At 40.7% G+C, this 18,564-nt stretch carries 15 protein-coding genes; 10 read left to right on the top strand and 5 right to left on the bottom strand.

Going from position 1 to position 18,564, the window contains the following annotated elements; genetic code table 11:
• Positions 1-47: 47 nt before the first annotated feature.
• The 3 genes from ppx to NDQ71_RS10405 all read right to left on the bottom strand — a co-directional run bounded on the left by ppx (position 48) and on the right by NDQ71_RS10405 (position 4,230).
• Positions 48-1,535, bottom strand: a complete 1,488-nt coding sequence (gene ppx, locus NDQ71_RS10415) for an exopolyphosphatase (protein WP_192542352.1) — start codon at positions 1,533-1,535, stop codon at positions 48-50.
• Positions 1,528-3,615: a polyphosphate kinase 1 gene (gene ppk1 / locus NDQ71_RS10410; RefSeq protein ID WP_301561606.1), complete on the bottom strand. Its 2,088-nt coding sequence runs from the start codon at positions 3,613-3,615 to the stop codon at positions 1,528-1,530. Before ppk1 ends, ppx begins: the two co-directional genes overlap by 8 nt.
• Before the next feature lie 108 nt (positions 3,616-3,723).
• Entirely contained in the window at positions 3,724-4,230 is a 507-nt protein-coding gene (locus tag NDQ71_RS10405; protein ID WP_192542354.1) for an ACT domain-containing protein, read from the bottom strand.
• Between the two features lie 374 nt (positions 4,231-4,604).
• Here NDQ71_RS10405 and NDQ71_RS10400 point away from each other — a divergent pair, with 374 nt between their 5' ends.
• From NDQ71_RS10400 to NDQ71_RS10355, 10 genes are all read left to right on the top strand, one after another.
• Positions 4,605-6,842 (top strand): ABC transporter permease subunit, encoded by a 2,238-nt coding sequence (locus NDQ71_RS10400; RefSeq protein WP_192542355.1) that lies wholly within the window; start codon positions 4,605-4,607, stop codon positions 6,840-6,842.
• A 14-nt stretch (positions 6,843-6,856) separates the two neighbouring features.
• Positions 6,857-8,506 (top strand): phosphate ABC transporter permease PstA, encoded by a 1,650-nt coding sequence (pstA, locus tag NDQ71_RS10395; RefSeq protein WP_192542356.1) that lies wholly within the window; start codon positions 6,857-6,859, stop codon positions 8,504-8,506.
• 27 nt (positions 8,507-8,533) lie between these two features.
• Positions 8,534-9,361, top strand: a complete 828-nt coding sequence (pstB, locus tag NDQ71_RS10390) for a phosphate ABC transporter ATP-binding protein PstB (protein WP_192542357.1) — start codon at positions 8,534-8,536, stop codon at positions 9,359-9,361.
• 55 nt (positions 9,362-9,416) lie between these two features.
• Complete coding sequence (gene phoU, locus NDQ71_RS10385) at positions 9,417-10,118, top strand: phosphate signaling complex protein PhoU (protein ID WP_064668157.1); 702 nt, start codon at positions 9,417-9,419, stop codon at positions 10,116-10,118.
• Positions 10,119-10,289: 171 nt separating this feature from the next.
• Positions 10,290-10,967: a TIGR00153 family protein gene (locus tag NDQ71_RS10380; RefSeq protein ID WP_064668156.1), complete on the top strand. Its 678-nt coding sequence runs from the start codon at positions 10,290-10,292 to the stop codon at positions 10,965-10,967.
• 39 nt (positions 10,968-11,006) lie between these two features.
• Positions 11,007-12,275: an inorganic phosphate transporter gene (locus tag NDQ71_RS10375; RefSeq protein ID WP_301561605.1), complete on the top strand. Its 1,269-nt coding sequence runs from the start codon at positions 11,007-11,009 to the stop codon at positions 12,273-12,275.
• A 92-nt stretch (positions 12,276-12,367) separates the two neighbouring features.
• Positions 12,368-13,294, top strand: a complete 927-nt coding sequence (locus tag NDQ71_RS10370; RefSeq protein ID WP_064668224.1) for a hydrogen peroxide-inducible genes activator — start codon at positions 12,368-12,370, stop codon at positions 13,292-13,294.
• 111 nt (positions 13,295-13,405) lie between these two features.
• The gene (locus NDQ71_RS10365) at positions 13,406-13,948 is read left to right on the top strand and encodes an RNA polymerase sigma factor (protein ID WP_301561604.1); all 543 of its coding nucleotides are present in this window, start codon (positions 13,406-13,408) and stop codon (positions 13,946-13,948) included.
• Positions 13,941-14,531: a hypothetical protein gene (locus NDQ71_RS10360; RefSeq protein ID WP_301561603.1), complete on the top strand. Its 591-nt coding sequence runs from the start codon at positions 13,941-13,943 to the stop codon at positions 14,529-14,531. Before NDQ71_RS10365 ends, NDQ71_RS10360 begins: the two co-directional genes overlap by 8 nt.
• Positions 14,532-14,542: 11 nt before the next feature.
• Complete coding sequence (locus tag NDQ71_RS10355) at positions 14,543-15,454, top strand: hypothetical protein (protein WP_301561602.1); 912 nt, start codon at positions 14,543-14,545, stop codon at positions 15,452-15,454.
• Positions 15,455-15,501: 47 nt separating this feature from the next.
• Here the strand turns inward: NDQ71_RS10355 and NDQ71_RS10350 are convergent, their stop codons facing one another.
• Both NDQ71_RS10350 and NDQ71_RS10345 read right to left on the bottom strand, forming a co-directional pair.
• Positions 15,502-15,726 carry a hypothetical protein gene (locus NDQ71_RS10350; RefSeq protein WP_283709952.1) on the bottom strand — a complete coding sequence of 75 codons (225 nt, stop codon included), beginning with the start codon at positions 15,724-15,726 and terminating at the stop codon, positions 15,502-15,504.
• A 203-nt stretch (positions 15,727-15,929) separates the two neighbouring features.
• Positions 15,930-18,455, bottom strand: a complete 2,526-nt coding sequence (locus NDQ71_RS10345; protein ID WP_192542363.1) for an EAL domain-containing protein — start codon at positions 18,453-18,455, stop codon at positions 15,930-15,932.
• Positions 18,456-18,564 lie beyond the last annotated feature (109 nt).

Here is an 18,564-nt window from a genome sequence, read left to right as displayed (position 1 = left end):
TCGAATTTGGATAGCCAGCGCTATCCAAATTTAGCTATGTTTGTAAATCACACAAAGTCGATTAAAAACCCCACCTTTTTTAAGTACTTTTGCTCTTGCTGTAAGTCTGCATGCAGTAGGGTTTGCTCGCTGAGCCATCCTAGTGGAAACTGCAACAGCATACTGTTACCTTTAACAGAAACGGCTAACTCTTGATGTTGATCGTTAAGGCGCTTTTGATTTAATAATACCGCTAACCTGAGCAATACAATTAATTGTAAAATTTGAAAGTGCGGCACGGATAGTAGCGTTGGAAACTCTTCTAAGCGAACTTTTTTGCGGTAAAACCGTATCATACAGCTAAGCAACGTTTGCTGCTGTTGCGTAAACCCCGGTAGCTGGCTATTTTCAACCACATAAGCACTGTGCTTATGTAAGCCCGATGAGTTAATACCTAAACCGATTTCATGCAACTGTGCGGCCCATACTAGAAGCTGGTGATTATCTAATGAGTCGAGCTGCCATTCTTTTTGTACTTGTAAAAATAGCCAATCGGCAGTGTTTGCAACGCGCTGAGCATGGACTTTATCGATTGTGTTGCGTTCGCTTAAATTAGCTATGGTATTGCTGCGTATATCTTTAAGTGCCAACTTTTGCTGCATTTCATGCAGCAAACCTTCACGCAGTGAAAAGTCACTGTAATCCATTTCGGTAATATCAAACAATTGAAAAATCGCGATTAAAATAGCCAGCCCACCACAAATGCTCACTTGACGTTCGGGGCTTAAACCTTCAATTAATAAGTTATCAATGGTTTTGGCTGCAATAAATTGGGTCTTAAGCTCAAGTAAGCGCTCTAAGGTAATATTTTTTTGCTCAGGATCATTTGCGCTGATCATTGCTAATATTGATTTTATTGTGCCCGAGGTGCCCACCACAGATTGCCAACCAGCATTAATGTAAGTAGCAAAAATGACTTCAAGCTCTTGCTCTGCTTTTATCTGCGCTTTGTTAAAGCGTTTTTCGTTGATCATGCCATCGGCAAAAAATTGCTTGGTATAGCTTACGCAGCCCATATTGCGACTTGAGAGCAGCTTATGTTTAAAATGCTTGCCAATAATTAGCTCGGTACTGCCGCCGCCAATATCAATCACTAAGCGGTTTTCATCATGGTGAATGTAGTGGGCAACACCTTGGTAAATTAAGCGTGCTTCTTCTTGGCCTGAGATCACATCAATTTGATAAGGAAAAACATTACTTGCTTGAGTTAAAAAGGAATTAATATTTTTTGCGCGTCTGAGTGTATAGGTTGCGGCTATTTTTACATTGCTTGCAGGGAAGTCTTGCAGTGTGGTGGCAAATTGCTTCAGTATCGCTAATGCTCTATCAATTGCTGTCTGACTTAATTGATTTTTGTCGTCTAAGCCATCAGCTAAATACACGCGTTGCTTTTCTTTATGGAGAATTTGCAAAGAGCCGTCAACTTCTCTTGCGACCACTAGATGAAAGCTGTTAGAGCCTAAGTCAACCGCAGCTATTGAGGGATAATCATTCATTATTGTAATTGCCTTCCCATTTTTTTAAGTGATCGTAAATTGCGATTTGCGAACGTATTTTTTTGCGATTACCGCGTCTTACATAATGATTTTTTTGTTCGCTATCAATGATCCGAGCTTTAGTGCGATCTTTAAATTGTAGCTCAAGTACATCGATGATCAGTTGCTTAAGCTTCTCATCATAAATAGGCACGCCAACCTCAACCCGATGATCAAGGTTACGAGTCATCCAATCAGCAGATGAAATATACACTTTTTCGTCACCATTATTAGCAAACACCATCACTCGTGGGTGCTCTAAAAAGCGGTCAACAATACTAATAACGCGAATATTGTCGCTAAAATTATTGAGCCCTGGGACCAGTGAATACATGCCCCGTACAATTATGCGAATTTTAACCCCGCTACGAGCGGCTAAATATAAGCTATCAACCAGCTCTTTATCGACTAAGTTATTTATTTTTAATGTTATTTTACCTGCTTTACCATTTTCAACGTGTGCTATTTCCTGCTCAATCAAACCAAGTAGCAGTTGTCGCGCATTGACTGGAGATATCATCAAATGCTCGAACACAAAGGGTTTATAACTACTTTCAATAAACTTAAATACGCTATCGCTTTCATCACAAATACCTTGATGTTTAGTAAACAAACTAAAGTCAGTGTAAATTTTAGCGGTTTTTTCGTGGAAATTACCGGTGCCGATATGCGCGTATTTAACAATGTGGCCTTTCTCTTTACGGTGTACAATACATAACTTGCTGTGCACTTTAAGTGCCGGAATACCAAAAATAACTTTAATGCCCGCAGCGCTCAGTACTTTAGCCCAACCAATATTATTTTGCTCGTCAAAGCGGGCTTTTAGCTCAACCATTACCGTCACTTTTTTGCCATTTTTAGCCGCATTAATAAGTGATGAAATTAGCCGAGACTTACTTGCAACACGATAAATATTGACCTTAATTTGCGTAACATTAGGGTCAAAAGCTGCTTGGCGAACATATTCCAATAAATGGTTAAATGTATGATATGGATAGTAAAGTAGGATATCTTGCTGAGTAATTGCTGCAAATACACTGGCGTGATTATTAAAGGCAGTGCTTTGCAAGGCTGGTAATGGTTTGTTTTCTAAATATTGACGGCCAACATTGGGAAAACCAATAAAGTCTCTAAAATTACGATAGCGTCCTCCGGGGATCAATGCATCGTGGTGGGTCACACCTAGGCGTTTTTTCATTACTTTGAGCATCGACTCGGGCATAGTTTGGTCGTAAACCAAGCGTACTGGTTCGGCATAAATACGTTGCTTGAGGCCTTTTGACATTTTATCAAGAATGCCTTCTTCTAGTTCATCATCAAGGTTATATTCGGCATCACGAGTCAGCTTGATGGCGTAACCTTGAATGTTATCAAAGTCAAAAAAGCTACTAAAAACATCACTTAAAAAGAAAGTAATGACATCATCTAGCATCACAATAGTTTTATAACGACGAGTTTTTTCTGGGGGTAAAATAATGAATCTAGGCACTCGATCGGTCGGTACTTCTAGCATGGCGTAATGGCTTTTTTCATTATTCATTTCAACAAACATATAGGTCATAGTGTCGTTGATTTGATCTGAGTAATCTTTGTTTTCATCTAATAAAATAGGTGATATATGCTGTAATACATTATCGTGAAAGAAGTTTTTTAACCAGTTGATATGAAATTCGCTAAGCTGCTCAGGGCGGTCAACATAAATATTATGGGTAATCAGATCTTTTAGAATTTGTTCATGGATCAGGTTAAATTTTTTGCCTAACAGCAGCACTTTTTGCTGGATTTGAGTCAGTAAAATTTCGTCTTCATCAAAGTTAGTATCAGGTAATTTATTTAATAAAATGCGCCGTTTCACATCCGCAACTCGAACCCTAAAAAACTCATCCATGTTATTGGAAAAGATCCCCAAAAAACGAATGCGCTCAATAATTGGATTATTCTTATCTTTTGCTTCTTGTAAAACGCGGTCGTTAAAAGATAGCCAACTTAACTCTGGGGCAAAATAATTGATTGTTTGCGGCACATCAGCACAGGCGTTCATTTTCTATTCCTTGGATAGCAACTGAACAAAATATAAAGTACTTAGATGACACAAAAATGACAAGCATGTCACTTTTGTGACACGCTAGAGGTTAGGTTTTAGTGTGATTTAAGCGTCTTCAATATCAACAATTAAATCAGAAGTAATTGCTTCAAGTGCTGCGACTACTTCATCTTTATTCATACCTGTAGGTAGTGCAACCGTGGCAACCGCACTAAAAATAGGCACTCCCCAGTTTGGTGCGCTTTGTTGTTTTGAGTTTAAGTGAGTGATATTTGCCCCTTTATGGCGTAATACACCCGCAAGCTCTTGAATAATTCCAGGGCGGTCATTACCGGTGATCACAAAGTTAAGCTGTTCAGCTGGCGTGTCAGGAAGTGCATCACTACCCGTTTCAATACGTACTTCTAGTTGCGGTAGGCTATGTAATGAATCTTGTAATTCTTGTAAGTGTTCAGCGGGTACTGCAACTTCAATAATGCCGGCAAAATGACCGGCTAAATGACTTAAATTACTGGTGAGCCAGTTACCATGATGATTTAAAACTGCAGAAGAAATATCCTCTACAAGTCCAGGGCGATCTTGCCCTAAAATAGTTATAACTAATTGCTTCATAAGTAAATCCCTTGAAATGCCGTAATTGAATAATAAATGCCCAAGCATGAAATTGTTGTTATATAAAAAGAACCGAATTGAGTATTGACTCAGTCCCCAAATTTGTCCAATTTTTTTGCCATTAGTTCAACGTAAAAGCAGTAATATAGTGTGAGTTAACGAGATAAACTTTCTAAACTTATGTTATTTAATAACAAATTACTAAGTTGAAAGTTTTTCAACATGTCATAAAGTTTTAACTTATTGAATATAAACACTGTTTGACTGGTTATAATGTATATAACCACAAAGCCTAAGCAATTATGACGGCTGTAACAATACTGTCATCTTGGTGAAATATAATCTGTCCAACGTTAAGATTTATAGGTGTTTTGATGACTTCCAATCCGAATAAACCGTCTTTTAATACGGATAGAAGCCGTCTATTTAAAGATCGGTTTGCCAAATTCAGCATTACCGCTGGCGGTATTATGGTATTGATAGCTTTGCTATTGATTTTCTTCTATTTATTGTATGTAGTGCAACCTATTTTCGAATCAGCGAAAGTAGAAACTCGCGATAGTTTTGCACTCAGTAATGCAGATCAAATTGTTGGTTTAGGTGTTGAAGAACAAACCGAAGTGGCATTTTTACTAAGCAAACAAGGCAATGTTGATTTTTATAGTGTTGAGAAAAAAGGCTTTGGCAAAAAGCTTGCAAGCTTAGCAGTGCCACTGGATAGCGACGTGAGTAGTTTTGCAGTCAGCGCGCCTTTTCAAGGGCATTATGCATACGGCCTAGAAAACGGCTCAGTGGTTTTGGTCGCACCTAAATTCTTAGTTACCTTTCCTAATAACGAGCGTAAATTAACACCGCGCTTGGGTTATCCATTGGGCGAAGACTTACCATTACAAGTTGATGCACAAGGCGCAGCAATTAAACAATTTGCCTTTAGTCACTATGAAGATAAAACCGCGGTTGTGGCACAAACTGAAGATAAACGCGTCATTTTTAGCAGTTTTGTTGCAGAAGAGAACATGTTCAGCGGAGAAGTTGAATGGGTTGTTGAGCGTACTGAACTCGATATTGAGGGACGTGTTGATCAACTATTAATGTCACCAGATACTACCCGTACGTTTGTTCGTTCAGCCAATCAAATTTATGTTTACGATACACGCTACCCAAGTGAAGTTGAATTAATTCAAATGCTGGCGGCCAATGAAGAAAATGCCAACCTAGTGGCTGCACAATTGTTAGCAGGTGCTAACTCATTGATGCTAGCAAATGATAATGGCGAAGTATCACAATGGTTTGAAGTAAACACTGATACAGGTCGTGAATATCAAAAAATTCGTGCCTTTGAAACGTCAAAGCAACCTAAGTTAGATATATTTACTGAGTTTTATCGTCGTACTTTCTTCACCACAAGTAGCAACGGCGAGCTTGGTGTGTATTACACCACCAGTGAAGCTAAATTATGGCAAGGTAAAATCAGTGACGGTCCGATTGAAAACTTTGCCATTGCGCCGCGCTCAAACGCAGCGCTTATCTTAGCCGATAATAAACTTACTGTGGTTGAAATCCACAATGAACACCCAGAAGTAACCTGGTCAGCGTTATGGCAAGAAGTATGGTACGAAGGCTACCCTGAGCCGGGTTATATTTGGCAGTCAACATCTGCTGGGGATGATTTTGAGTCGAAATTTTCTTTAGTGCCAATTTCGTTCGGTACTATCAAAGCGGCTTTATATGCGATGTTATTTGCTGTGCCTATAGCACTTTCTGCAGCAATTTATACTGCTTACTTTATGTCTGGTTCATTACGTAAAGTTGTTAAACCAACGGTTGAAATTATGGAAGCATTACCAACCGTAATCTTAGGGTTTTTAGCGGGCCTGTGGCTTGCACCATTGATTGAAGAGCACTTACCGGCAATTGTAGGCTTATTGTTTATGTTACCGCTGGGTATTTTATTGACCGCATTCGCGTGGACTAAATTACCTGAAAGTATTCGCCACCGTGTCCCTGATGGGGCTCATTCAATTTTACTAATTCCAGTACTGCTATTCATTGGTTGGTTAGCGTTTGCCATGAGTGGCGCAATTGAGCTTTGGATGTTTGACGGTAATGTGCGCCAATACCTGACCAATGAACTAGGTATGACGTTCGATCAACGTAACTCACTGGTTGTTGGTATTGCCATGGGGTTTGCGGTTATCCCAACTATTTTCTCAATTGCAGAAGATGCCGTGTTTAGTGTTCCTAAGCATTTATCAAACGGTTCATTAGCGTTGGGTGCAACGCAATGGCAAACACTGGTAAGTGTAGTGCTATTAACTGCCAGCCCTGGTATTTTCTCTGCCGTGATGATGGGACTCGGTCGCGCCGTAGGTGAAACCATGATCGTACTAATGGCAACCGGTAACACACCAATAATGGATTGGAGTATTTTCCAAGGTATGCGTACTTTAGCAGCTAATATCGCAGTAGAAATGCCAGAATCAGAAGTGGGTAGTTCGCACTATCGTATTCTGTTCTTAGCCGCATTTGTATTATTCATATTCACCTTTATTTTCAACACGATTGCTGAGTTTGTCCGTCAGCAGTTGCGTGATAAATACAGCTCGATGTAAGTGGGAGACACGACATGATAAAGCAGTGGTTTAAGTCAGGTTCTCCTTGGATATGGATGACAGGTGGTGCGGTTAGTATCAGTTTGATTTCCGTATTAGGGTTATTAGCCATGATCGCTTGGAAAGGATTAAGTTTCTTTTGGCCATCACAAGTTGTGCAACTAGAGTTACAAGGCTCAGTTGTGCAGCAAACGGTAATCGGTGAGGTTTACGATCGTGAAATGGTGCCTAAATCGCGCCTTGAAGCAACCGGTGTTGATTTATCTGGTTTTGATAAAGAGCACCTAGAGCGCTTTTTGATTAAAACGGGTAACCGTGAATACGTTGATTTAGATTTTCGTTGGGTGCTTGAAACCGACATAAAGTCAAACACCACACCTGCCGCTATCGCCGTATTTGAGCGCAGTAAAAACGGTAACTTTTATGGTTATGTGGAAAGTGTAATAAAAGACGGCCAAGTCATTACTGAAAATAAAACTGCAGTACTTGAAGAGTTAGTTGAACGGGCTGTTGAATTAAATGATCAAGCACTTGATCTACAAAACGGCGACATTGGTCATATTAACTATCAGTTAGAGCGCCTACGCTTAAAGGAGAAGTCATATCTACTTGATGATGCTTTAACCGATGAGCGCGTAGCAGAGCTTGCACAAGATCGCGCTGATTTAAGAGCTGAATACGGCGAGTTAGAAAAGCAATTATTTGCACTGCGTAAACAAGCTCAGCGTGACCAAGTAACAGTAAAAGATATGCGCGGTGAAATTGTTACTTTACCGTTATACCAAGTACTGGATTTTTGGTTTCCAAATGATATGGGCTTTTTTGCCAAGTTAGGTCACTATTTTATTCAGCTAGGTAAGTTTGTCGCCGATGATCCACGTGAAGCCAATACCGAAGGCGGCGTATTCCCTGCCATATTTGGTACTGTGTTTATGGTTATGTTAATGGCCGTGATCGTTACTCCATTTGGGGTTGTGGCAGCGATTTACTTACATGAATACGCCTCTAAAAATGCCGTAACTAAGATGATCCGTATTGCGGTGATCAACTTAGCCGGTGTGCCATCGATTGTTTATGGTGTATTTGGCTTAGGGTTTTTTGTTTATGTGTTAGGTGGCAGCTTAGATCAGTTATTCTATCCAGAGGCATCACCAAGCCCAGTATTTGGTACCCCAGGGGTAATGTGGTCAGCATTGACGTTGGCAATTTTGACTTTACCAGTTGTGATTGTTTCTACTGAAGAAGGTTTATCACGTATTCCAAGTACGGTTCGTCATGGTTCTTTAGCGCTTGGCGCAACGCAAGCGGAAACGTTATGGCGTATTATAGTGCCAATGGCAAGTCCAGCGATTATGACAGGGTTAATATTAGCGGTTGCCCGTGCGGCAGGTGAAGTAGCGCCATTGATGTTAGTAGGTGTAGTTAAAATGGCACCGACCCTCCCGCTTGATGGTAACTTCCCGTATTTTCACTTAGATCGCAAATTCATGCACTTAGGCTTTCATATATACGATGTAGGTTTCCAAAGCCCGAATGTTGAAGCGGCTCGGCCGCTGGTTTATGCCACCGCATTCTTGCTGGTATCAGTGATTATTACTCTGAATATTACCGCAATCGGCATACGTAACCATTTACGTGAAAAGTTTAGATCGCTTGATCAATAATTAGTAAAGATTTTATAGGTAACAAACATGATTACAGTCGCTCCACAAGTAAACCAAGCAAACGGCAGTTTGAAATTGGATTTAGATAATTTAAGCACCGAGCAAACAGCACTCGAGATCAAAAACTTAGATCTTTACTATGGTGATAAACAAGCGCTTAGCTCAGTCAGTATGAGCATCCCTAAAGGGCAAGTAACCGCGTTTATCGGGCCATCTGGTTGTGGTAAATCAACATTACTACGCTGTATTAATCGCATGAACGATTTGGTTGATAGCTGTCGCATTGAAGGTGAAATATTACTTCACGGACAAAACATCTATGATAAAAGCGTTGATGTTGCAGCACTGCGCCGTAATGTTGGTATGGTGTTCCAGCGCCCGAATCCATTTCCTAAATCAATCTACGAAAATGTGGTTTATGGCCTACGCTTACAAGGCATCAAAGAAAAACGTAAATTAGATGAAGTCGTTGAGCAGTCATTACGTGGTGCGGCGTTATGGGATGAAGTAAAAGACCGTCTTCACGATAGTGCTTTTGGTTTATCTGGTGGTCAGCAGCAACGTTTAGTGATTGCCCGCTCTATTGCCATTGAACCAGAAGTGTTATTACTTGATGAACCAACATCAGCATTGGATCCTATTTCAACACTGGTAATTGAAGAGCTAATTAACGATTTAAAAAATAAGTTTACCGTTGTTATTGTTACCCACAACATGCAACAAGCTGCGCGGGTTTCTGATCAAACGGCCTTTATGTACATGGGTGAATTAATCGAGTACTCAAATACCAATACATTATTTACAACCCCAGCGAAAAAGAAAACTGAAGATTATATTACCGGTCGTTACGGCTAGTGATCAGGCATACTATTTTCGGCTGGCGTGAACGATTTTGATAAGAAGGTAGACAATGGAACACAATATTAATAAGCATATTTCTGGCCGCTTTAATCAAGAGCTAGAAAACGTTCGTAATCATGTATTAAGCATGGGTGGCTTAGTTGAGCAGCAACTAAATAGCGCACTTGATGCAGTAAGTAATGGCGATGCTGAATTAGCCCGAAAAGTGCGGGAAAATGACTATAAAGTCAATGCCATGGAAGTGAACATTGATGAAGAATGTACCCGTATTATTGCGCGTCGTCAGCCGGCGGCCAGTGATTTACGCTTAGTGGTTGCGATCGCTAAAACCATTGCCGATTTAGAGCGGATTGGTGATGAAGCCGAGCGGATTGCTAAAGTCGCCCTCGATTCATTTACTAAAGATCAGCAAGATTTATTGGTTAATATTGAAAATATGGGTCGCCAAGTTTCTAAAATGCTGCATGATGTACTCGATGCTTTCGCGCGTATGGATGTGCAAAAAGCATTTGAAGTACATAAGGAAGATGCCAAGGTTGACCGCGAATACGAAGCAATTACTCGCCAAATTATGACCTATATGATGGAAGACCCGCGTTCAATTCCAAAAATTATGGATTTAGTTTGGTCGGTACGTTCATTGGAACGGATTGGCGATCGTTGCCAAAATATCTCTGAATATATTATTTACTTTGTTAATGGCAAAGATATTCGTCATACATCTCAAGAGGATATAGAAAAATCGTTATAGATTTTTTGATACCGCCTGGTTTTATTAATGCGGCTAATTGCCGCTTTTAATGTTTTCGTTATAATTATAATGCTGCTCGGGCGCGAGGGATGTAATAAAAGCATTCACAATCGCGGTGAATGCTGTAAAATTCACGCCGCAAAGCATACTAATTTGATTTAAGGGTCAGTTATGCCTACAAACGCATTTCTAGGGGTATTTGCAAAATCTCCTATAAAGCCAATGGAAGATCACATCAAGAAGGTACATCAAGCAAGTAAAGCTTTGATCCCTTTTTTCAATCATGTATTTAAAGAAGAGTGGCAACAAGCAGAAGAGATTCGCTTGAACATTCGTAATTTAGAACGTGAAGCCGACGACATGAAAAGAAATATACGTTTACAACTGCCGCGTGGTTTATTCATGCCGGTAGAGCGTACAGATCTACTCGAACTCGTCACCCAGCAAGACAAAATTGCTAATAAAGCAAAAGACATTGCTGGTCGTGTAATTGGTCGTGAGATGACCATACCAAAAGAAATTCAAGTTGATTTTCTAGCTTATGTAACTCGTTGTGTTGATGCCACTAAACAAGCATCAAATGCAATTAATGAGTTAGATGAGTTATTAGAGACTGGTTTTAAAGGTCGCGAAGTGACCTTAGTCGAAAAAATGCTCGTTGAATTGGATGCAATTGAACAAGACACGGATGATATGCAAATCAAAATACGTCGTCAGTTACGCGCCGTTGAAGATGGACTAAATCCAGTTGATGTAATGTTTTTATATAAAATCATCGAGTGGGTCGGCGAACTGGCAGATATTGCAGAACGCGTAGGTTCACGTCTTGAGCTGATGTTAGCTCGTTAATTTATACTCAGTTCAATAACGAAAGATTAGGGTTACACAATGGATATCATTGCATCTTATGGCACGGTATTAATTTTAATTGCCGCAGCAGTCGGTTTTTTTATGGCTTATGGTATTGGCGCGAATGACGTTGCTAATGCGATGGGCACATCGGTAGGTTCAAAAGCATTAACCATTAAACAAGCAATTTTTATTGCGATGATTTTTGAATTTGCGGGCGCCTACTTAGCTGGCGGTGAGGTAACATCGACAATTCGTAAAGGTATTATCGATTCAACACCATTTTTAGAACTTCCCGAATTAATGGTATTGGGTATGATCTCGGCATTATTTGCAGCCGGTAGTTGGTTGCTAATTGCATCTTTCTTAGGTTGGCCGGTATCTACTACACACTCAATTATTGGCGCGATTATTGGTTTTGCCTTAGTTGCAGTTGGCAGCGAAGCGATTCAGTGGAATAAAGTAGCAGGCATTGTTGGGAGTTGGATTGTAACCCCTGCAATTTCAGGCTTTATTGCGTATTTGATCTTCATGAGTGCGCAAAAACTAATTTTTGATACCGATGCACCACTTAAAAACGCTAAACGCTATGTACCAATTTATATGGGTCTAGCGGGCTTTATCATGTCTTTGGTTACCATCAAAAAAGGCTTAAAGCATATTGGTATTAATATCGGTTCGGTTGAAGGTTATTTATTAGCCGTCGGTATTGCTGTGATTGTAGCTATTATTGGTAAGATTGTTATCTCTCGCTTAAAGATAGATCCAAAAGCCGATAAGAAAATGCAATTTAATAATGTTGAGAAAGTGTTCGCTATCTTGATGGTATTAACAGCATGTTGTATGGCCTTTGCGCATGGTTCGAATGACGTTGCTAACGCCATTGGTCCACTTGCTGCAGTTGTAAACATTGTTGAAAACAATGGTGAAATAGCTAAACAAGCGTCAATCGCATGGTGGATTTTACCACTAGGTGGCTTTGGTATTGTTGCGGGTCTTGCTATTTTAGGTAAGAAAGTAATCAAAACCATTGGTGAAGGCATTACCCATTTAACACCAAGTCGTGGTTTTGCTGCTGAATTAGCCGCAGCATCTACGGTTGTTATTGCATCAGGTACTGGCTTACCAATTTCTACCACGCAAACCTTAGTTGGCGCGGTGTTAGGGGTAGGTATGGCTCGTGGTATTGCTGCACTTAACATGGGTGTGATCAGAAACATTGTAGTTTCTTGGGTAATTACGTTGCCAGTTGGCGCTGCCCTTGCTATTGTTATTTTCTACATACTAAGAACTGCCTTTGGAGTTTAAATCCAGCAGCTTTTGAGTATTACAGACTTTTAGCTTGAAAAGATCTCAATGCCCTTGGTGTTGGGGTCTTTTTATTTGTGGGTAAAGAAAGTATGACGAACTTACCAAGTATTAAACAACTGCAGTATTTATTGGCAGTTCATCAGCATCAGCACTTTGGACGCGCAGCAAGTGCGTGTTTCATCGGGCAGTCAACACTCAGTAGTGCGATTCAAACCCTTGAAGAAACACTCGGTTGCCAACTCATCGAACGTGAAAACCGCAGCTTGATGTTCACCGCCATCGGTGAAGAAGTGGTCGAGCGGGCACGAAAAATTATTGATGATACACTCAGTGTTAGAGAGCTGACTAAAAGTCATTTAACACCACTAAGCGGTACGCTCACACTCGGTGTTATTCCAACCATTGCTAGTTTTATTGCCGCGCCTTTATATCACCTTTGTCAGCAACAATTTGCCGATTTAGAGCTGGTTCTGGTTGAAGATACCAGCGATAGCTTGCTGGATAAGTTAGAGCATGGTCATATCGATATGGCCTTGTTAGCACTACCTTATGATACCGAGAAGTTTCATACCCAAGTGCTCGCGCAAGATCATTTTTGTTTAGTGCATCACAAAGATTACTTACCCGCTAAAAACATTGAAGATTTTAACTTGCTCCCTGAAGCCAGCGTGTTCTTATTAGAGCGAGAGCATTGTATGACGGGGCATGCGCTGAGCGCGTGTCACTTGAACCGTTCGAGTTGTATCAACCCATTTGAAGCGGCCAGTTTGCATACTTTACTGAGTATGGTTGAGCATCAGTTAGGGGTCACATTTTTACCGCAAATGGCAATTAACGCCGGTATTTTAGCGCATAAGAATATGCTAGCAACGCCTTCGCAAGGTGATGCATACCGTGATATTGGCATTTTATGGCGCAAAACCACCGGACGCATTCGAGACTTTCGCTTATTTAGCCAAATGCTAGAGGGCTTTTTAAAGCAGCAGTGCCGTTTAATACCATCTATGCAGGAATAGCTCATTTAGGTGAGCTTTTTCATTTATTTTAATTTATTTTCATCTTTTCCAAACTATCTTCCTCGCACTATCGACTAACCTAATAAGTAAAATAACTAAGCATCGAGAATCGTGTTTTTTCAATCAATAGAAACATTAATCGCCAAAGCACAGCAAGGGAATAAACGCGCCTGGCTTAAGTTGGTTAAACAGCATGAAAGCCAAGTTTATAACTATTGCTTGCGCATGCTTAGTAACCCTGATGATGCTATGGATTTAATGCAAGAGGTGTTTATCTCTGTGTATAAAAGTTTGCCAAGTTTTCGTGGTGAATCAAGTTTTAACACTTGGGTGTTCCAGATAGTACACCGTCGTAGCGTTGAGTATTATCGTCGTCGCAAGCATTTCCAGAGTCTTGATGAAGTGCCTGAACAGGCATGTGAGCACAGCGAGCTGGAGAGCAATCAGCTTGTGCAGGTTGAGCATCAACAATTAACAACGATGTTAAATAACTTACCGTGGGAGCAACGTTTAGTGGTCGAGTTAAAGTTTTTTCAGCATTGCACCTTTGAAGAGATTGCTGAGCAACTCGATATTTCCACAAACACCGCCAAGTCACGGTTATACAGTGCATTAGGTAAATTAAAAGTTCATTTGGAGGCCGTTGATGGCTAATTTAGAGGCGCTTTTTGAGCAATGGTTAGAGGGGGATGTTTTAAGTGATGCGCAATTACAGCAGCTTGAAAATGACCCGGAATATCGTGCGCTGATGAGTCAGGCACAGGCTTGGCAGCAACATAGCAGCGACTATAACACAGTACCAGTACCACAGTGGGATCGCCAATCAACGATGCCACAGGTCGCTTCTGAGAGCGTATTTGGTGTGGCCGGTATATGGGCTGTTGCAGCATCAGTGATGATTTGTGCGCTGGTATTTTTAGTTATGCCGCAGCAACAGGCTCCCGAATTACTGGATCAGGTCGCGAAACAAACGCAGTTATTAGAGTCACAGCAAAAGCAAATTGACCAACTGCAAAAAATTATAACGGCGCAAAATGAATTACAACAGCAACAAATGTATCAACTGGCTAAAGAGGCGATTGCCACAGGACGCGTCGAACGCCAAGAAGACATTAATAGCTTAATTACCTATATCAAAACCCAGCGTGCTCAAGATCAAGCGTATCTGCGGATGCAGCTAAACGACTTAGCCGAACAAGTACAAGAGCAGCCAATGGCCGCCATTGCGAAAAACTAGGAGTAAAGAGCATGAATAAAAAACTTATCAGCAGCGCTATCATTGCGGTTCTTGGTTGTGCAGCTGGCAACTTGCAAGCAAAAGCCCCTGCAGAATTGGCCGCTATCCAGCGCGAAGTCGGTATTATGGAAAATATTTTAAGTAGCGCCTTAAAGCAGGACACGGATAAAAAAATCCGCGCAATTTCAGCTAATTACTTTGTTGATCAAGGCGTGGTATTTGAGTTGGATGTGCGAGGCGCAAGCCGTTGGCAGACCATTTTTAGTAACGCGCCAAATGCGCCATTGCCACCTTTGCCCGACATTGATTTTTCAAATGTGAATGTTGAATTCATCACTGAGCATGTTGAAGTATTAAGTGAGCAGGCTGTTGAATCATCAAGAGAAGCTTACCAACAAGCGATGGAAGTTATGCGTGAAGGTGCGGAGCGAGTACGTGATATTGCTGAGCAAGAGCGTGATGTTAGCCGAGATTTACGTGAGCTGGAACGTGAAAAACGAGATTTAGAATTTGCTAGCCGCCATGATAATAGCGCCGAAGCCAAAGAGCTTGAACAACGTAAAAAAGCACTCGAAAAAGAGATCGCTAAGCTTGAAAAGCAACAAAGCACACTTACTAAGCAGCAACAGCAATTACGCCAAGATATCACCGCAAAACAAGCTGAGCGTGAAAAGCAACAAGCAGCAGAGCAGCAAAAGCTGCTCACACAGGTTAATCACAGTATTAGTTTAACGCTTTGTGACTACGGCAGCGGCTTGCGTAGTTTACCAAACGATGAGCATGTCAGTTTTGTACTCAAAGGCTTGGCTGATAAAAACAAAAGTTTGATCAAAGTATTCAATAAAGCCGATATCAAAAAATGCGTAGTGGGCGACATTAAAGCTAGCGATTTAGCCCTTAAGGCAATTAGCTATCAATTTTGATTAACTGCGCTCAATTAACAACTATCCCTGACCAACAAAGCAGCCGTTTACAAAGGCTGCTTTTCATTATGTACTTCATATTCAAACTGTTTATTGAAAGGCGTAATATCGGGTAAGAACAATAAATACACCCACACCACTAAATTAAAATAGGGGATCAGTCCTAAGCAAGTAAATGTTGTTACCGGGTAGCCTTTACGTTCGGCATAACGGTAGCATTGGTAAGTTATCCCTAAGTTTACCACTAGTAATAGCACGATTAGTTGCGTCATAATTCACTCCATAAATTGACAATAATACTAATAACAACATGTTAGCTGTTCTGTAGTATGTTGTGGTCATTCGATGATGTCATGTTATTTTTTGAAAATCATCATAATAGCAAGACATTTGCCAAGCGATAGACAAAGTATAGATGAGTTATTCTAAGATGGAAGTAAAAAATCAGCTTGAATTGTTTAAAAATGTAACAGTTTTAGCTAGGTGGTTGTTCGTAAAAAGTTTTGTTTTCAGAAATTTTTTGTAATTGATGTTTTATTTTTTCTACTGGCACTGGACGAGAAATAAAGTAGCCTTGGCCATAATCCACGCCAATTTCTTTCAGCGCTAAAAAAATCTCTTTGCTTTCCACATACTCAGCTACTGAGCGCTTATCCAGCGAGCGGCTAATATCATTAATTGCTTTAACTAGCGCTAAATCAATAGGATCATTGAGCATATCGCGAACAAACGAGCCATCTATTTTAACGTGCTGCGCAGGTAGTTGCTTAAGATAATTAAAGGTACTAAAGCCAGTTCCAAAGTCATCAATTGAGAAGTGGCAGCCTAAGCGATTGAGTTTTTCAATCATTGCTCTTGTTGCCGCTAGATTATTAATACTGGCTGATTCGGTGATTTCAAAAATAACCCGAGTCGGCACGACCTGACATTTTTCAAGGGTGGATTCGATATGCGGTAATAAGCGTTCATCTAAAAACGATTGCGCCGAGAGGTTAATCGCCACTTGATTTAGTTCAGGATTGGCAGCGATGGCAGCTATTGCATTACTGATCACACATTGATCCATCAAATAAGTATCGTTTAATAATTCCAATGACGGAATAAATTGATTGGGATAGATGAGTTCGCCGTCGAGTTTTAAGCGCAACAAAGCTTCAAAATAAGCAACGCCACCTTGTTTAAAGTCCCAAATTGGCTGGTAATGCAATTCAATTTGGTTTTGTTGCAGTGCTTGACGAATACTGTGTCCCCACTCTAAGCCAGCTTGCAAGGTGTTATGGTTAGCATCTTCTTTTGAGTAACAATGCACTAAGTTACGGCCTAAACTTTTTGCAACATATAAGGCAATATCGGCTTGTTTTAAACATTCACTCGGATCGTGGTTGGCGGCTGTTATTTGCGTTAAGCCAATTGAGCAGCTGATAGAATAAATTTGCTCTGCAGATTTAAACTGGTGACCTTCAATCGCCATACAAATGCTTTCTGCGATTAAGTGCGCATCAAGCAAATTCATATTTTTTAAGATCACGGCAAATTCGTCACCCCCAATACGGCACACTAAATGTTCATTACTGATGTTGGCGGTAAATAGCTGCGCAACTTCTTTAAGAACAATATCGCCTTGTTGGTGGCCTTTACTGTCATTAATTATTTTAAAGTGATCAAGGTCAATATAAATTAAGGCATGCTCTATGTCGCCATAGGTGCGTTGTGATTGGCAAATTCGATTCAGTTGCTGATCAAAATAATAGCGATTATGTAAACCAGTTAAAGTGTCATGTAAGGCTAAATGACGCAGTTGTAATTCAGCTTGTTTGCGCTCATGAATATTATCGATAGTGGCGGTAATCGTTGCAGCGTTACTACTGTTTTTGATCAGCTGTAACCGACATTCAACCCAGATAGCGCGGCCATCTTTATGAATAATTTGCACTTCTACTTGCTGTTGCAAAGCGCCGCCTTGCAAAATACTGCTAATGGTATCAAGTAGCTTGTCTTTACAGTCATTAATACAAAAGTCAGAGAGTGCTTTGCTCAAGGTTTGTTTGATACCAAAACCACTGAGTGCTTCCCACGCAGGGTTGATAAAACGAATTCGGCCTTGTTGATCAAACTCAAGCACCACAGTATTAAGATGCAGCAATATCCGCTGATGGGCTGAAAACAGCTCTTTATAACGGTTTTGGCTCTGACTTAGTTGTTCAACCTTTTGTGCAAATTCAGCATAACTGACCATAAAATCTTCGCGCCGCGCCGCATGGTCGCATACTTTGGTTAGCAATGAATGTTCGTAGGGCGCGCGAATGAAGTCCGTGACGCCAGAAAGTAACAGTTGCTCAGCATGGTTTGCATCTTTTGTATCAATAATGGTTACAATGGCTTGTTTTGGATTATGCTGTAAAATTTCTTCAACTAATTGGCTTGCAGCTCCCGCATACGCTGCGGTTGCATCAAGTAGCACAATGGCAAACTTTTGCTGTAAATAGATAGATATGGCTTGTTTATTATTAGCAACATGGGTGCAGGCAAAGTTAAGCTGTAATTGTTCTGCTATTTTAGCCGCTTTAACGCTATCGGCTTCAAGCAGTAATAAGTCTAAACGACTGCTTTTTTCTAAATGCGTGGATAACACATTGGCTAACACTTGCGGCAGCATGTCTTGGCGTTCAAAAGGCAGCACCGCATCTATGCCATAACTACGTGCGGTTGTCTCTGCTATGCGCTCACAATAAATAGGTGGCGTGAGTACGATTGGGGTGTTTTTTGGGGTTTTTAATAACCCAGAACGGATCATCCGCGAGAATCGCCAACCATCGATTTTACCAACATTGAGCCCAGTAATAATGACATCAACAGCTTGAGACTTTAAAATTTCGAGGGCTTGCTGGCTGTCGGCTACTTCAAGAAAAGTAAATACATTAAGTCGACTTAAGGTTGACTTAACTGCCTGACGCTCAGCGACACTGGCATTTAAGATCAGCAAACTTAGCTGCTTAGCCATCTATGTCATACCTCTTTTCAACCCAACTTTAATTCAGTCCAGTAGAATAATGCCATTTGTCCCGAACCACAAGAGAACATTCAGGGTATTTTTATTCAGGCCGTTGGTT

The organism is Pseudoalteromonas sp. KG3, assembly GCF_030436385.1.
Lineage (GTDB): Bacteria > Pseudomonadota > Gammaproteobacteria > Enterobacterales > Alteromonadaceae > Pseudoalteromonas > Pseudoalteromonas prydzensis.
Note: the sequence above shows the minus strand (reverse complement) of the source record. Positions and strands in the feature narration are given on the sequence as shown.

Excerpts from the sequence above, each read along its gene's own strand:
- NDQ71_RS10360 (WP_301561603.1), top strand. The coding sequence starts at position 13,941 with ATGGCTAATTTAGAGGCGCTTTTTGAGCAATGGTTAGAGGGGGATGTT.
- NDQ71_RS10405 (WP_192542354.1), bottom strand. The coding sequence starts at position 4,230 with ATGAAGCAATTAGTTATAACTATTTTAGGGCAAGATCGCCCTGGACTT.
- ppk1 (WP_301561606.1), bottom strand. The coding sequence starts at position 3,615 with ATGAACGCCTGTGCTGATGTGCCGCAAACAATCAATTATTTTGCCCCA.
- NDQ71_RS10400 (WP_192542355.1), top strand. The coding sequence starts at position 4,605 with ATGACTTCCAATCCGAATAAACCGTCTTTTAATACGGATAGAAGCCGT.
- NDQ71_RS10345 (WP_192542363.1), bottom strand. The coding sequence starts at position 18,455 with ATGGCTAAGCAGCTAAGTTTGCTGATCTTAAATGCCAGTGTCGCTGAG.
- pstA (WP_192542356.1), top strand. The coding sequence starts at position 6,857 with ATGATAAAGCAGTGGTTTAAGTCAGGTTCTCCTTGGATATGGATGACA.
- phoU (WP_064668157.1), top strand. The coding sequence starts at position 9,417 with ATGGAACACAATATTAATAAGCATATTTCTGGCCGCTTTAATCAAGAG.
- pstB (WP_192542357.1), top strand. The coding sequence starts at position 8,534 with ATGATTACAGTCGCTCCACAAGTAAACCAAGCAAACGGCAGTTTGAAA.
- NDQ71_RS10355 (WP_301561602.1), top strand. The coding sequence starts at position 14,543 with ATGAATAAAAAACTTATCAGCAGCGCTATCATTGCGGTTCTTGGTTGT.
- NDQ71_RS10370 (WP_064668224.1), top strand. The coding sequence starts at position 12,368 with ATGACGAACTTACCAAGTATTAAACAACTGCAGTATTTATTGGCAGTT.
- NDQ71_RS10380 (WP_064668156.1), top strand. The coding sequence starts at position 10,290 with ATGCCTACAAACGCATTTCTAGGGGTATTTGCAAAATCTCCTATAAAG.
- NDQ71_RS10350 (WP_283709952.1), bottom strand. The coding sequence starts at position 15,726 with ATGACGCAACTAATCGTGCTATTACTAGTGGTAAACTTAGGGATAACT.
- NDQ71_RS10375 (WP_301561605.1), top strand. The coding sequence starts at position 11,007 with ATGGATATCATTGCATCTTATGGCACGGTATTAATTTTAATTGCCGCA.
- ppx (WP_192542352.1), bottom strand. The coding sequence starts at position 1,535 with ATGAATGATTATCCCTCAATAGCTGCGGTTGACTTAGGCTCTAACAGC.